The following is a 16,210-nucleotide window of genomic DNA, read 5'->3' on the forward strand; positions in this document are numbered from 1 at the left end:
AAAAAAAAGAAACATCCAGAATTGATTACCGGTATACTATTATCATCAATTAAAGGATAGGCCAATTAAAAGGGAGGGGCAACTATGATGTTCAGCACTGCATTGATTCATAAGTTCGATACCGAGGAGAAGGTCGTAGCGTTTACTTTTGACGACGGTCCGAATCCTGTGTACACTCCGCAAATTCTGGATATTTTTCGGGAAGCAGGCGCCAAGGCCAAGGCGACCTTCTTCATGATCGGCCGCCAGATTGAACAGCATCCTGAACTTGCACGCACCGTGCACAACCAAGGCCATGAGATCGGCAATCATACTTACACGCATCCTTATTTATCAAAGCTGAGCGCAGAGGAATGTGCCGAAGAAATCATCCGGACAGAGCGTTTGATCCAGGAAATAATCGGCGTCAAGCCGCTGACCTTCAGGCCTCCTTACTTTGATTACAACGAACAAGCTGCGGGGTTGCTTGGAAGCCGGGGTTATACGCTGGCTGGCGCGGTAAACGGCGAAGCCATGGATTGGGAGCAGCCGGGAGTAGACCATATCGTCGAGAAGACGAGGGATAGTCTGTCTCCGGGCAGCGTGCTGCTCTTTCACGACGGCTTCGGAAACCGCTCGCACACCGTAGAAGCCGTGCGGATCCTCGTGGCAGAGCTGGTTGCGGAGGGTTACCGATTGGTCACCGTCAGTGAATTAATCAAGCTATCCTCCCCGGCCAAGGAAGTGTAACCTGTACAAGGGAGCCGCATCTCATGCAGCATGCAGCTCCCTTTCTTCTTCAACTTATTCGGCTGAATCTGGTTTGCCATTATTTTTCAACCGATAAATTAAAAATTTCTCCTTCTTATGGGCCGCACCGGGCACGATTACTTTATTGATCAATTGAAAAGGGGGTATGCATCTGAAGGAACTGTTTGTATTCCGCCACGGGGTAGTACAGGATAATGTCGACCATCCGAGGCTCCTCTTGGATTGATTGTAAAATATTGTAAACTACTTGCTTGAAGATCTCAATGGAAAAAGGGTTGAAAAAGTAAAAGATATTGTCCGTACCTTTCACTTCGATATTGCTCGGCGAGCCCATATTTCAAGCGGATTGGAGCGCTGATATGCCTGGCCTGCGACCTGTAGCTCCCCTTGTTATGAAGGGCTTCCTCATACGTCTTCTCGTGTACTTCGATGCCCGTGACGGGAATATGGAACTTATTGTGAATGTAAAATGGCACCCGCCCGCGTCCGCAGCCGAAGTCGACAACCCAGCCCGTCTTATTCAGTTTATACACTTGAAACAACCTATCTAGTGCCTTGTAGGGTGTTGCCTCTCACTTGCAACGATTCCTTATTAACTTTCAAAAAGTTGTTGAATACGCAAAAAAAAGGAGAGGCGAGCCCCTCCTTACTTCAAAAGAATTTGTTTATATTTCTCGTACCATGTCTTCCATTCTTCATGGCGTCCTTCTACAGCCTGTCCATCCATCAATTTCTGGATGACGTTCAGGCATACATGCCATCCGGCCAGATCCTTCGGAGTATGGTCCGTAATTTGGCTTAACTTCTCGATAAGAACGAGGCGGCACCCGCCCGTTTCCGGATATAGCTCGAAACGTACCTGATCCTCGCCGCCCCATGCGTATTCCAGTACAGATTCTGGTTCGAACTCGGTAATCTTGAGCTCCTCGAATGTTCCGTCCTGCATATCGAACTTGACAGCTCCTCCTTCCCGGAGATCGTCGATCCGCAGCTCCGGGAACCACTGGCCCAGCTTGTCGTTCTCCGTCAACCAGGACCAGACCTCCTGAACGGAATACGCGAGCCGACGTTCGAAACACGCGGTATATCCCTGCGGGGCTTGCCGGATGTCTGCTAACAATGATATTCCTCCTCATTAAGCGGCGCTGCGTGCCGCAATGGCATATCCCATATTATACAACGCAGCGCCCCGGTTATGCCCCTATTCTATTTACGATCCAGAAGCCGCAGTATAACCGTTACCGCTTCAGCACGGGTCACCGTCTCCAGCGGCGCAAAACGATTGCCGTCGCGGCCGGAGATCAGCCCCTGCTCCTGCATTTCGGCTACAGCTCCTTTCGCCCATGCCGGAATTTCCTTATCGTCAGCAAAGCCGGTTACAGCCTCCACAGCCGGCTTCAGTCCAGCCGCTCTGGCGAGCATCGACATCATCTCGGCGCGGGTGACCCCCCTGTTTGGCCGGAAGCTGCCGTCCTCGTAACCGCTGATGATGCCTGCCTGCAGGGCTTGAACGATAGCATTCTGTGCCCATGGACGGATGCTGTCGCGATCGGTGAAATGAAGCCCCGAAGCCGCCGCCTCACTCCCGCTTAGCTTCAGTCCCTTGGTGAGCATAACCGCGAATTCAGCACGAGTAACCGCTCCATTCGGCTTGAACGATCCATCAGGGTAACCGCTCACAATGCCTCTGGCGACAGCTTCCCGAATGCGGGATTCCGCCCAATGTCCCTCCGTATCAGCGAAGATATTGGTGGCTGGCTTGGATGGATCGCTGGTTGGATCCCCATATCCGCCATTTTGCTCTGGCGGGGAATTGCTAGAGTCTTCCTCCGGCTGCGTGCTTCCAGGATCCCCTGTGCTGCCGGTTCCTGTGCTGCTGCCGGAACTGCCGCCGGAACTGCTTCCTGGAGTACCACCTGAATTGCCTCCACCTGGAGTACCACCGCCAGAGTCTTCGCCTCCGGTGTTTCCGCCTCCGGTGTCTCCGCCGCCAGGGCCGCCTTCTCCAGGTTTGCCCGGCTCCTGAAAGCCGATGAATTTCAGGAAGTCGCCCCAGATGACATTGCCTTCAGCGTCCCGCTCATAAGTAACGACCGGGTCAAGGCTGGCGAAGTTGGCAGCGGTCAACTCCTGGCCCGACTTGTTCTTGGAGACCTTGCCATCAAACATATAGTTGTTATCCGCAGCAAGCGCTGCCGGATAGCTATCCTTCGCGATATCGACCGTCCGGTAGGACAGGAAGCCGTCGATCGTGAAGTCCGGCGTAATATGCGAATACGTCGTAAAGCTTAAGTTCCCTCCGTCATTGTTGAAGCCGATGTTGTTGATCGCAATGACACCAGGATTGCTGTTGCTGGTGAAACCATAGGCCCCGTTGCCGAAGGCAATGGAATTCCGGATCACATGCGGTACATGAATGCCTTCCCCACCCAGCTTGAAGCCGTTCTTGTCGCCCGCGCCTACCGTGCCATCGGTCAAAAATCCGTTGTTGAACGCAGCGCTGTCCTCAATCACCACCGCCCCGATCGCGCCTGTTCCCGCCTTCGCATACAAATCCCAGCCATCGTCAATATTGTTATGGGACAAGCAACCCCTAAACACGTTTCCGACACCTGATGTCAGCTTCGCGGCAAAGCCGTCGGCATTGTTGTCGGACGGATCGCGGTTATCAAACGCCGTGCTGTTGAGAATCAGGTTGTAGGACGGCCAGTCCGCCAGCTCCTGAGCACTTGTATCCGTGCGGCTGATTTGCAGCCCCGTGTCTCCGTTCGCGTAGAACCTGCTGTTTTCCACGATATTGTGGCTGCCCCCTACGGTGAAGCCTTTGGTGTTACCTGCGGAACGGGTGAAGTCCAGCCCTTGGACATGCCAGTAATTCCCGCTTAGTACAACGCCTTCTGTTTTCTTGTCGAAATCGATGACAGGTCTTGCGCCGTCCGCAGCCATCAAATACTTCATCGCACCAGGTTTCCCGTCGTTATACTTCTTGACTTCGATTTTGGAGCTGCGCACATATCGGCCATCCTGCAGCACGATGCGCTGGCCCGCCTTCACGAAATCGATCGCCGTATCGATATCCAGCGGACGCTCGGCTGTGCCGTCGCCGCTGGTCTTACCGGCCGGGGAGACGATAATGTCTTTGCCGGCGGCATACTCCCTCACCACGACCGTGAAATTCCGGACGATTTTGTCATAAGAGGTTAATTTCTGTGTATCATCCGGGACAAACACGATGCTGAAATTCGTATCGCTTTGCGCCGCGAGTGTGGCCGAAGCCGTCAAGTGCTGATGCGCGTTTGCAGCAGCATCCTGCAAAATCACCGTCTGTCCTTGCTTGACCGTCACTGTCCCGTCTACATTCGGCCGCAGCACCAGCTCATAATCGGTGTCCGGCGTTTTCTCCAGAGACAGCACCTCAAGCCGCGGCTCCACTGGCTCTGCGGGCGGCACCACTTTTGGCGCATCCGTATCCGCAGCGGTAACGGTCAGCTCCACATTGCTGACGATGATCGTCGCAACCCGTGCCACATAGAAGCCTACATACATTTTGGAGTCCTGCACATTTAGAATATCCGGAGTAAAAATAATCTCCTCTTGCCCATTGTTCAGCTTGCCCGTAAAACCGCTATTCGTCTTGGCCAGCGTCAAGCGGTACGGTGCTGCCGGATGAGTATTGGCCGCCGCCGGGCGCTCATTGTGCAGCATCACCTTCTGAATGCCCTGGCTGCCTGCGCCATCAGGCGTCTCAACACCTGTGCGCACGAACAGCTGCGTGCCGTTATCATCCCGCGTACCGCCGCTATATCCACCAATGGCTGCAATATTAGAAGCGAATACGCTGGTGTTGCCTTGCACCCCAATAGCGTCCCTGGCCATCAGCCCAAACGACTCCTGGCCATCGTGCGGATTTTTGGCATAGGATACGACCTGAATGTCCGCTGACAATACGAAGTTGTCCTGAGCCGCATCCAGTTCGGTGTAGTAGTACGAAATTCCATCATGGTCTCCGGTCACTTTACCGCCGTCCGAAGCCACAAGTTCAATCGAGCCGTCAGCATGGATCGTAACATAGTTGTTCTTAGCCGAAGTGGATTGGCCAAAATGAGTGAACTTCCACTCAGGCGCCAGCTTCTCCCGCACCGTAACCTGATATGTGATCGGACTGATCAACGCGTCAGCAGAAATCACGCCAATCTCATAGGTTCCCGCCGTCTGTCCGTCAAACCGGGAGGTATCGAGTGTAAAATCCGTAAGCTCCTCCCTGTCGCCGTTATCGAACACCTTCGAGACCTGTAAGCCCGCATGTTCGAAAGCATCGCCACGATCAAAAGTGGTCTTCGGATAATTCGTCACTTCGATCCCGACCAGTTCTTTCACCTTCACGGTCACCGGAAAAGAAGCCGTTAGCCCCTTGTGGTGCAAAGTAACGTGCTTCTGACCCGGGGCAGCGGTATCCAGGGAGGATGCCGTATATTCGCCCCTCATCAGCCGCACTTCCGAACCGTCGCTATACTTGGCGTACAGCAGGAGTCCATCCAAATCCAAGACATCGCCGATAAAATAAACCGTTTGCTCCGGCTGCTGCCTGACCTCCAGCTCTATCAGCGCCGCTGCCTTCACCGTCACATCAAAAGCCGCCCCCACTCCCGGTGTCTCCGCGGACATGATTGCCACCTCCATGCTCCCTGACCGAGTGAACGTGTACGGCGACTGCTCGGTAACCTGCTGTCCCTCAATGGACAGAGAATACTGGTCGCTCGTCAGCTCCGCCGTCTTGAATCCGTTATTATATTCCGCCCGAACCACAAGGCCTTCCGGGTCAAAATCATCACCCAAGTAATAAACCGTTTTAGCTGGGTAGTATTTCACCGCCAGTGAAGTGACCGTTAGCGGGACGATCTCCAGCGGAACCGTCGCCGCAGCGCCGTTATAGTGGATCGTAATCACATTTGTCCCGGCCTGGCCGCTGTCAAAGCCCGTAACAATATAATCGCTTTGCGGCAGCATCTCCTCGCTGCCGTCAGAATATTGCGCAGTTACCGCAAGCCCCGTCAAATCGAGGCTCTCGCCCACCAAATACGACGTTCTCATTGCCCTCGCATCGGCGAGCAATGCACTCACCGTTCTGTTCTCCACCCGAAAATGGATGTCGCTGAAGGCGACCGTCGCATCCCTGGCCGCATATCCCCCCGCAAAAAGCGTATCCATGAACATATCCGGCAGCGTCAACGTTTCGGTCTCTTGATTAACGCTTAGCAAGTAGGTCGCTCCCGATTTTTTGATGCGTAGATCATATACTTCTCCCGCGGCAGGCGCAGGAACACCAGACAGCGGGGACAGCTTCGTTTGAGCCCCCTGACTCTTGTAGAAGCCTTTCATTACCGTATCCAATGCACCGATGGCGACATAATTGGAAGTCATCGTGCCGGTATCCCCATGGGCGCCCACGCTGTCTCGAAGCATCAGGCCAAACGACTTCTGGTTCGGCGTACTAATGCCACTGTCGCTGTTGAACGATACTACCCTGGCCTTCGCGCTGAGCTCGAAGTTCGCCGCAGCCGGCAGCTCCTTAAAGTAAAAGGACATGCCCTCATCGCCGCTGGCTATTTTCCCGCCGTACGTCGCCAGCGTTACCGAGGTCTCGCTTTGCTCCAGGGGACGCGGATTCTTGGCATCGCTCGTATTACCGCCGAAGGCGCTAAACTGCCAATCGCCGAGCTCGACAGATCCTTCCACGCTTAGCTTCACGTCTTTGAAGGTTACCGCCGCATTTCGTGCCGTGAACAATCCGGCGTAACGAATATCCCCGGTGAAATCCGTAATGGCTGCCGTTTCATCGCCGATTTTTACGACGTACAGGCTGCCTGATTTCTTAATGCTCAGCCGATAATCCTCGCCTGGCGCCGGGGAAGCGGCTGAAGCAAAGGCCTCTATCTTCTGCAGACTGCCCCCCTGTAATTTATGAAGCGCTTTCATTTTCTGGTCCAAAGCACCTGCGGCGACGTAATCCCCGGTAAATGTTCCATTATGCTCGTTGTCCAGCACATTACCGCGAAGCATCAAGCCAAACGACACCTGGTTATGGGCCGTCCAGGCGTCCACCTGCGCCGTAGCTGTCAGCTCAAAGTTGGCATCCGGCGCCACTTCCTTGAAGTAATAAGCAATCCCTTCCGTGCTGCTCGAAATTTTACCTCTGTCATTCGAGCTGCGAAGCGTTACCGTGCCTCCGTCATTTTCAGCAATTTCGAAATTCACGGGCGTAATCTTATCTGCTCCGCCTACATCCCCAAAAATGCTGCCCCGCCAATCACTCGTAATTTGAATCAAACCGGCAGACGGATCGCTGCCCTGTGCCGCACCAACCGTCAAAGGAAAAGAAGAAACAATCAGCAAACATGATACAATTACAGCCAAATACCGTTGTAGTTTTCTCAAATCGCCATACTCTCCTTTGTTCAAATTTTGGTCAAGCTGCGGTTCACCCTCCGTTGATAAACTAATTTAGTAAATTTACCTCTCCTACCTAATTTATGATTCTATACTAATTTCATCTATTTGTCGCCACAAAACTAGCAGATTCAGGCAGAAAAAAAACGCAATCTTCCCGGTTGAGAAGAGTGCGGTTTAAAATTTATTGTTCCTTAAATTTAAATTCAGCAATTTTCCCGGCTTCAATGAAACCTACCTTCCGATAAACTTTATTGGAGTTCGGATTTTTTAAGTCCGCATTCAATATCGGCACCAGATTTTCCGAATGAAGAAAGCAGCACGCCTCAGCAACAATCGCGCTGGCACAACCCTTTTTACGATGTTCTACAGGGGTATACACGGTATTAATTCTAGCATGTCTAGGGGATCGATAGGTAATATTCGCCATCGTCCTTGTTGTCATGTAAATCCCTGCCTTCTGCGTATTTGATTACACCGCCGCATGGCGGCTATGAAGTCAGGAAGGCGGCTAGCTGAAACGCATCCTTACCTGTATATGTTTAACTGCTCGTCAGCAGAGTTATTTCTTACACGGTAACAATCGCTGTAAAGGTCATTTCAGTTGCGGACAGAATAATAACTCTTTGTCTAGCCCCCCTACTCTTAATAGTGGCGGTATCTATCGTAAAAGATGCGCTTCCTGACCTTTCATCCTCCCTATCGTGAGAGGGTATTGTACAGTTGCGATTCATTTTTGAAAAAACCGTGAGAAAGCGAAGATAACAAAAAACAGGTCAATCATGGTGGTATCTGACCATAATCGACCTGTCCAACGTAACGGAATACCGTTATTTAGGGTATAAATTCAAGCATTGCATGTGCGTACAGGCATATTAACGGAATATCATATGGGGATTATAAGGTTTAAGTTCTTTTGAATCGAGTCGCCCGATTCATTCGACACTGGGTGGGGTAAAAGAAAGACCTCAAGGAGTGTTTATCCTTGAGGTCAGAAGTCAATATGAAAATTGTTTTAGAAATTCATTCACCCAGTCAATGTTGGAATTATACTCCCTTTGATTATGTTCCCAATACTCAATAAATCCTTGTTTGCAAGTCACGTACTGGGGGTATAAACTCTGAACCAGTTCTATCAACTCTGTACTACCACCCAACACTGCATGCCCTTCGTGAGAAATGATTACTCCCCAATTGCCACAAGTCGAATAAACTGCGTTTTCGATTACAATGGGGATATCTGTATAATCCTCAAATGTTGATGAAGTCGTGCCCATCCAGTGGCTATGTTCGTAAGACCCACTGGATAAGGACTTGGAAAAGCAGTCACCTTCAATTTCGGAAATAAAGAAGTCAACTTCCCCAAAATGGCTGATTGCTTGACGAAGAACATTAAACTGCTCTTCTTGAAGGTAATATCCATCAGTAGGAAACAAAAGTAACTTAGCTTGGATATTATCAGTAAAGCAATTATCAAAGGGGTCTTTATTCTTGAACACCTTATGGAAATTACGTTCAAGATTTTTTATAGCTTCAACTTCAGTAATCTTTTGCATATCAATCCTCCAAAAACTTGATTTTCCGAACTCCACTAATTCCGTTTACATCGATTGTCGGAGGTCCGGATTTAGAAGATGCACGATAGGTAAAAGTAACACCATTTGCATCCTTCCCAACAAAAACTCCCGGTGAAACCTCTTTGTAGCTACTAACCTGCTCTTTAAAGAAACCAAAAGCATCATCAGCATTTCCAGTAATTCTCTTAATGTCTTTTTGGTCAGCCTGTCCTAATTTCTTCAAGTCATCCGCACTAAACTTACCCCAACAATTCGTATTATGAACCCAAATCCCTAAATCAGTAACATAATACGTATGAAAATCCTCAACCGTAAAGTTATAAACCATCACTGGCTCATCTAGTAAGGTAAACTCTACTCTATCAATAGTTAAGTTACTACCATCTGCCTTTTGTAGCTTGTCTCCTGCTTTTAGTTCATCTGCGAAGACCCATCCTCTACCTTCAACCCAGAATGGATGGTTATCTGTTGTCTCAATAAGCAAGTCACCAATGTATAGCTTAATTATATCATTACGGTAATTTGTATAAAGTGCTGTTACTTCCTTGTATGCAAGCTCACCGTTTTCATCAAACTCAGACTTAGCAAGAACCTTATCCCCGACTTCAATGTCTTCGATATTCTTCTCCCCTTCGTCTGTGAGGACCTTCGTACCCGCTATAAAGCAGTTGCAACCAATAGCCGCTTTGCCCTTAGTTCCTGTAGTTCCTTTAGCCCCTTTAGTCAAACTAGTATAGCTTGATAGGCCAAATGCACCCACCACGACCATATCCGCTTTAAATCCTGTACTTGAAACGTCAAAACTCATTTTATCTATTTCAGCTACTGTTAGTTTAGATAAATCTGTACCCTTTTTGCGTAGTGAGTTTAGTTCATTAATTACATAAGTTGTATGACTTAAATATGAATCATCAAGTCTGTCGTATGCCTCTGTTCCGTAGTACCACAACAAATAATAATTTTGAGCTATATAAAAACCTTGGGCCTCAGCGTCGAACCATTTCCAACGTTCAGAATATAATTGATTTACTTCGGCTAATGTTAGCTTGGTAATGTCCTTGGTAATGGCCCCGCCTCCGCCACCAGCACCATGGACATGCATATACCCACTCGGATCAACATACCTCAACGGATTATTCACTACATAAGCATACAAATTCAAAGTCTGCGGATCACTAATATTCCCTTCATACGTATCCTGACTCACGAACCGCCCAATCCCCGAATCGAAATACCGCGCACGAGCGTAGGAAAGGCCGCTGTTGAAATCATAGCCCAGTCCCGTATAGCCAAACAGGTTGTCCGGTCCAGGATAGTTCAGGTCGAACTTCTCCGGCTGAACAGGAATGCCAAATGCATCGTAATGATAACGTGCAGCTACCTGTCCGTCTCTGTTCAACAGTGCAAGCGGACTGCCCAAAGCATCGTCCAGGTAGAACAACGTCTCTGACGCCGTGTTGCCTGCGGCTCCGCTGGCTCCCGGTGTTGGCTCCCAATTGTTGCTGGTATCTGCGCTTGGCAGATAGCTCATGCTGATTCGCTCTTCTCCTGCCCCGTATACGTAGGATTGCTTCCATTTCGTACCGCTAGCATCCGTTGCCAACAATGGCTGAGGCAAGGAAGTTGTAATGTCATTCGTGAAATAGATTTCACTTTGCTGCTTCTTGTATTGTGGTTCCCAGCCAATACGCGGTCCTGCTGGATGCCCTAACAAGTAACTATCCTGAATATTGCCGCTGCCTATCGTAACTCCCATATAGACTCGGTTATTATCCCCGTCGTAGCGGTATACCGTCTTATCCCCGGATGGATTGATATGACTGACCAGCCGATTAGCCGCATCCCAGCTATACGTCTCTAATACCCTTGGTCCAGCTAAAGCGGCTGCCGAAGCACCAAACAGATTTCTCTGCAAGTCCAGGTCCGGTTCGTATACTTGATCTGTAACTGCCACCTGATCAGGTGCAATATTCGCTAGAGGGTCAAAGTCAAAACCCGGTAAGGATGAAGGAGCAAAATTATTCTGCGCCAGCGCCCCCCGTGTAACAGCTGTATCTGGCGTACCCAGCACGCCCGCCGAATCTCCGAATAAATCCGGCACCATTAAGTCGGCACTTCCGTATACATCATCCGCTACACCTTTATTCATCATCAGTGAACGAATACCGATTCTCAGGCTGGTGGCAGCCTGATCCACGCCTTCGACTTGCAGCAAGTTACCACGTAAATCATATGTGTAGTCTCTGTAGTCCGTCCCCTTTTCCCAACGGATTAACTTATTCGCCAGGTCATAGGTATAGTTTTCGATTTCCGGCACACCTTGAACCGTCTGTGTCTTCTTCAGACGATTACCCGCCGCATCATACGAATATTGTGTCGTGGAGCCATTCATTTGCTGCACTTGAATCAAGCGGTTTAAGGCATCATACGTATAATCCTCGATATCCGCCGGCTTCGCAGAATCAAACGGCCGATCTTCATCACTGCCCTGCTCCTGCCGTTCCTTGCGAACAACATTACCTGCCGGATCGTAAGCATACTGCAGTTGCTCCAGCAATTGTCCATTTCCATTTCGATGTTCAATTGCTAACAATTGTCCGATCGCATCATAGGTATAGTTGCTTTCTGCACCATAAGGCAGTGATTTCTTGATAACCCGGCCAGCTGCATCGTAGTAATATTCAGTCGTCTGCTGCTGTCCGTCAATCAGCTTATTGATTTGGCCTGCTCGGTCATACGTGTAATTTACTGATGTGTTGTCTGGATAAATGATCCGACTGCGCTGCCCCATCACCGTCCATTCATAGCGAATGTTCTGGCCCCTCGGGTCAATGACTTCAGTCAGACGGTTCAAGGCGTCATAGTTATAACGGGTTTGACCGTTCCCATCCTCCATCGTTATACGGCGTCCGATCAAATCATAACTATATCTCGCTTGCTGTCCGTCACTATAAGCAACCCCAATCAATCGTTCAACACGGTCATAACTGTAATTCGTTGTTGACCCGTCCGGAGCGACAACCGTTTTAAGATTGCCATTTCCGTCATAAGTCATCGCCGTTGTTTCCATGAGCGGATTGACTGTACTCTCAACGAGACCCCGTTGATTATAACGATAGCTCGTTACTGCACCGAGCGCATTTGTTTTTGTAAGCAAATTACCCATCGCATCATAGTTATAGGACGTAGTGTTACCAGCTGCATCAGTTACGCCAATTAACTGTCCTAACGCGTCATAGTCAAACTTCGTTGACTGCTGGTTAGCATCCACTATTTCTGCCACTTGACCAAGTGCATTATACGAATAGCTTGTACTATGCCCAAGCGCATTCTGAACTACCGTTGTTCGATCTAACGCATCATATTGGTATCTGGTAATGCTTCCTGCCGCATCTTTATATTCCGTCATCCGTCCCCGGCCGTCCCTGACCAGGAAAGTCTCGCGCAGCAAGGTATCAATCGTGCCAGCTTCATAACCTCGCGCATCATACTTCGTAATCCAATTGGTGCCATTCGGCAGTGTGGTCGTCACAAGGTTTCCGGTGGCATCGTAGCTGTATTTGGTCTTATAGCCTAAGGCATCGGTCTGAATGATCAATCTGCCCAGCTTATCGTAGTCATACCAGGTGCTATTGCCGAGTGCGTTCGTCTCTTTGGTCAGCAGCCCATTCGCGTTATAGCGATACTGGGTAACGGATCCAAGTGAATCCGTCATCGTTAAAATCTGACCCAAATGATTATACGTATACCGAGTCGTGTTGCCTAATGCATCTTTATAAGCCACAAGATTACCGTTAGCGTCATAGGTATAGCTTGTACTATTACCCTCTGGATCGGTAGACTCGATGATCCGTCCCATACCATCATACTTGTAGCGGGTAACACCGCCGTTAGCGTCGGTCTCCTCCACCAGATTGCCAACGGCATCATAAGCCATGGCACTACGATTGCCGAGAGCATCCGTCATGGACGTTATGCGGAACACATCATACCCGTAGGACGTCTGGGATCCGGCTTCATCCTTGAAGGTCAGCATATTCCCATTACCATCAAAAGCCATTTCCATCGTCTGCCGCAAGGCATCCGCTTGGACTTGTACCCGGCCCTTGGCATCGTAAGTAATCTCGCTGATCATGCCTTCACTGTCACGGGTAACCGTTACCCGGTTTAAAGAATCCCGCGATAGTTCCATTACATAACCGGCAGGGTCTTTAATCGCTTGTAGAAATCCTGCCGAATCATTTGTAAAATAAGTCGTTTCTCCTCGCTCATCCGTCGTTTGTATAGGTATACCTCGGCTATCCCTTAAGGTCGTCCAGGTTTGCCCCAGAGCATCCTTACCTCCGATCAGATTACCGACGGCATCATAATTGTATGCTGTCGCATGACCGAGCGCATCAACCACCTCTACCGGACGGTTCAGGCTGTTATAGCGAATTACCGTAGATGCTCCGCTGCCGTCTATGGTTTGTACTTTGTTGCCTCGCTGGTCATAAGCAGCTTTGCTGCGATATCCATTGCCGTCCGTAACGGCCACTAACCGATTTGCGTCATCATAATCGTATTTCCACAATGAACCGTCAGGCTGCTGCAATTCCGACAGCAAGAATCGGTCGCCCCAGACATAAGTCGTCTCATGGTTCAGCGCATCCTTCCGCTTCGTCTCGCCTGATGTTTGCAGTGTAGCCGAAACTCCCGGCATCACCGCGGCCAAAGAATAATTCACTGCCGAAGCCGTAGTAAGTGTTCCTGCACCTGAAGCGGTGTTAACGACATTCTCTGGATAGATCAGAATCGTTTTCCCGTTCCCGACACCCGTCAGGACGCCTGGCGTCTGGTTTGGAGTCATATCGCCGCCAATCGCAAATACGCCGCCTGTGGTAACGGACAGTTGATTATTCACATTGACATTGTCACGTACGAACAGGTCCCCGCCTGCAATCGTAAGCTCGGCGATCTGATTATTAGAGATAATTCCGCCGAGCGTCATCTCCTTGGCAATATTCATGATGACCTTCGTATTTATCGATAAATTGCCTTCCACAATTAAGGTCTGTGCATCCACCGTAAGCTGGCCGCTGTTATAAGTCAGGTTGCCTGCATAGAGGGTGTCATCCACTTTAACTGCAGAGTCGTTGTTTAAGTGAATCGTGCCCTTTGCCCATACGTTTCCGTACTCTCCGCCAACTTTATGAGCGTTCAAATTCAGCTTCGTGTTGGCGTTCAGACCCTGCTCTAAAATCAGATTGCCGTAAATGCTGACCGTAATTTCCTTATTCGTATTTATGCCTTCCGCGATCAAAATGACCGGCTTACCGCTGCTGCCAAACGTCACGCTATCCTCGACATTCAAATATCCTGCCCGGATGATGACGGGGCCGCTGCCGCTGCTGCTAGCAATTTGCTGATTAATCGCTGCCACATCCGATACGCTGCCGCTCCCTGCTGAAGCCTTGAATGCTTCGATCTTCGCAGCAATACCTGCCGAGAGACCCGATAAATACGCCGTGATGACAGGCTGAAGTCCAGGCACGATTTTGTAGGGAGGCGCATTCCTTAAATTGTGCATCGTACCTGACAGAATCACCTCATCCGATTCAGGAATGTCGCGTCCATTCTGAGGATCAATCGCAACCGGCCCTGTCGGCCCCTCACCTTCCTCTTCTCCGCGCTCTACGGGAGCCACTTTGCCGCTATAGTTCACCGTTTCTGTAGAGCCATAGTAATCCGTCAAGCCCGTTACCCGTTGATGCTCGTCATAAGTAACGCTCATGACCGCTGTTTGCGCCGGGTCGGTTACTGAAATAACGTGATGACTGCCATCATAAGTAAATTGAGTGACTGCTCCATCCACATCGGTAAAAGAAACCATATTCCCTGCCGCATCATAACCGAACCCTAATTCGCGTCCGGTATGATCCGTTACAGAGACCAGCTTGCCGTTAGAATCATACGCCAGCGAGAAGGAAACGCCAGCCGTGCTTACTTGCTGCAGCTGCTCTTCCTGGTACGACAGGTCGATTCGATTCCCATTTATATCCTGAATTGAAGTCAACAGACCGCCCGCATTGAAATGATAGCTTGTCCCCTGCAGTGTCTGCATTACATGACCTGCGCCGTTCTGCTGCAGGGTCAGATCCGTGCCGCGCGGCGTCAAATATGCTCCGCCGGACAGCGGGACAAACTCGAAGCGCGATCCATCAGGCAGCATTAACTCCCTCTTGCCCTCTATCGAAGTAAGACGCCATTCATAAGAATGGTGCCACCCCAAACCTAAGGCTCCCATATAAGGGTCACGGCTCAAATAAGTCAACCCAAAGCTCAGGGGCAGCAGCGCCTGCAAGGTCAGCTCATCCGTAGCATAGGCAAAATCTCCCCGAGCCGGCTCAATTTGATCGCTCCAAGACGGATTGACGATCCGCAGCCTTTTGCGAATGGCCTCCTTCGTAAATTGTGACAGATCGCTCTGTTCTAGTGGCCGGCTGACCGCCGGATTGACTAGCAATAGTGAGGATGCTCCGCTGATGCTGGCATCTGCATTGGCCGCCTGAAGCCCGTTCCAAGCAGCTATCTCCCCGATTTTGGCGGTTACCGCTTCCTCTGAATCGAGTTTATAGTAATAGGCGGCAAACGCTCTCCAAGTCACCGGAAATCCTGGCACTGAATAACGCATAGCTTCCTGCAGCTCGGAATAGCTCGAAGCCAATCCGCCCTGATGAGCCCGAGCAGCAATTTGCACCCGTTGTCCGGCATTTAGAGTGATCGCCTGACTCCATTGTCCCTGCCGGTTCACTGTAATATTCTCATGCTTCCGCAGCAAGCTTCCCGAAGCATCGCGCAGCTCCACACTAACGGTACTTCCCGTCTCGGACGTGCCTTTCACCGTCGTGCTGCCGGAAGGCCCCGCCTCGACAGTGATCGAGGCAGGGGGCTTGGGCTGAGTGTTGTTGATGATCTCAAAACTGCCTATTTGCCCGTAGTATACGCCTCTGCCATCATAGTCGGCAGGAGAGACGGCAATGTAATACCGTCCCTCTGGCAGAGGTACGCCGCCGATTTTTCCGTCCCATTCCACTTCGTGAACAATGTACTCGCCTTGGGCATTCTTTGTAGGGTACACGCCGCTGGCAATGAGTTCCCCGAGCACGGGAGGACCGCCGTTGATGCTCGGCGTACTTAAATTGATTTTCGTGGCATGCTGTGCCTGACCGTTATCCGCCGCACTGAAGCTGAAGCTGATGACCGTCTTTTCTCCCTTGTCTATATTAATCTCGCTTGGCTCAATACGCAGGTTGGTCGACGCTTGCGCCTTCCTTACCTCCATTCCTGGAAAAACAGGCATGGAGGTAACCAATAATACCATGACGAGCAGGCAGGACACGACGGCTCTTGCCGCCTTGCCCCGCAGTCTATATAAGTCCTTGAAATTCATTTAC

General features: G+C 50.3%; 7 protein-coding genes. 1 reads left to right on the plus strand and 6 read right to left on the minus strand.

What is annotated here, in order from left to right:
- The first annotated feature begins 87 nt into the window (after window positions 1-87).
- Window positions 88-729, plus strand: coding sequence for a polysaccharide deacetylase family protein (locus QNH46_RS23440; protein WP_283928536.1), 642 nt, complete (start codon window positions 88-90; stop codon window positions 727-729).
- A gap of 281 nt (window positions 730-1,010) precedes the next feature.
- Here the strand turns inward: QNH46_RS23440 and QNH46_RS23445 are convergent, their stop codons facing one another.
- The 6 genes from QNH46_RS23445 to QNH46_RS23470 form a co-directional block, all read right to left on the minus strand.
- On the minus strand, window positions 1,011-1,283 hold the full coding sequence (locus tag QNH46_RS23445; protein ID WP_283926258.1) for a hypothetical protein: 273 nt from the start codon (window positions 1,281-1,283) through the stop codon (window positions 1,011-1,013).
- A gap of 113 nt (window positions 1,284-1,396) precedes the next feature.
- Entirely contained in the window at window positions 1,397-1,870 is a 474-nt protein-coding gene (locus QNH46_RS23450) for an SRPBCC family protein (protein ID WP_283926259.1), read from the minus strand.
- A gap of 86 nt (window positions 1,871-1,956) precedes the next feature.
- Window positions 1,957-7,185 carry a right-handed parallel beta-helix repeat-containing protein gene (locus tag QNH46_RS23455; RefSeq protein WP_283926260.1) on the minus strand — a complete coding sequence of 1,743 codons (5,229 nt, stop codon included), beginning with the start codon at window positions 7,183-7,185 and terminating at the stop codon, window positions 1,957-1,959.
- 196 nt (window positions 7,186-7,381) lie between these two features.
- Window positions 7,382-7,627: a GNAT family N-acetyltransferase gene (locus QNH46_RS23460; protein WP_283926261.1), complete on the minus strand. Its 246-nt coding sequence runs from the start codon at window positions 7,625-7,627 to the stop codon at window positions 7,382-7,384.
- 568 nt (window positions 7,628-8,195) lie between these two features.
- The gene (locus tag QNH46_RS23465; RefSeq protein ID WP_283926262.1) at window positions 8,196-8,753 is read right to left on the minus strand and encodes a hypothetical protein; all 558 of its coding nucleotides are present in this window, start codon (window positions 8,751-8,753) and stop codon (window positions 8,196-8,198) included.
- A 1-nt stretch (window position 8,754) separates the two neighbouring features.
- Window positions 8,755-16,206 (minus strand): polymorphic toxin-type HINT domain-containing protein, encoded by a 7,452-nt coding sequence (locus QNH46_RS23470; protein WP_283926263.1) that lies wholly within the window; start codon window positions 16,204-16,206, stop codon window positions 8,755-8,757.
- Between the last annotated feature and the right edge of the window lie 4 nt (window positions 16,207-16,210).

The organism is Paenibacillus woosongensis (assembly GCF_030122845.1).
GTDB lineage: Bacteria > Bacillota > Bacilli > Paenibacillales > Paenibacillaceae > Fontibacillus > Fontibacillus woosongensis_A.

Excerpts from the sequence above, each read along its gene's own strand:
- QNH46_RS23440 (WP_283928536.1), top strand. The coding sequence starts at position 88 with ATGTTCAGCACTGCATTGATTCATAAGTTCGATACCGAGGAGAAGGTC.
- QNH46_RS23460 (WP_283926261.1), bottom strand. The coding sequence starts at position 7,627 with ATGGCGAATATTACCTATCGATCCCCTAGACATGCTAGAATTAATACC.
- QNH46_RS23465 (WP_283926262.1), bottom strand. The coding sequence starts at position 8,753 with ATGCAAAAGATTACTGAAGTTGAAGCTATAAAAAATCTTGAACGTAAT.
- QNH46_RS23470 (WP_283926263.1), bottom strand. The coding sequence starts at position 16,206 with ATGAATTTCAAGGACTTATATAGACTGCGGGGCAAGGCGGCAAGAGCC.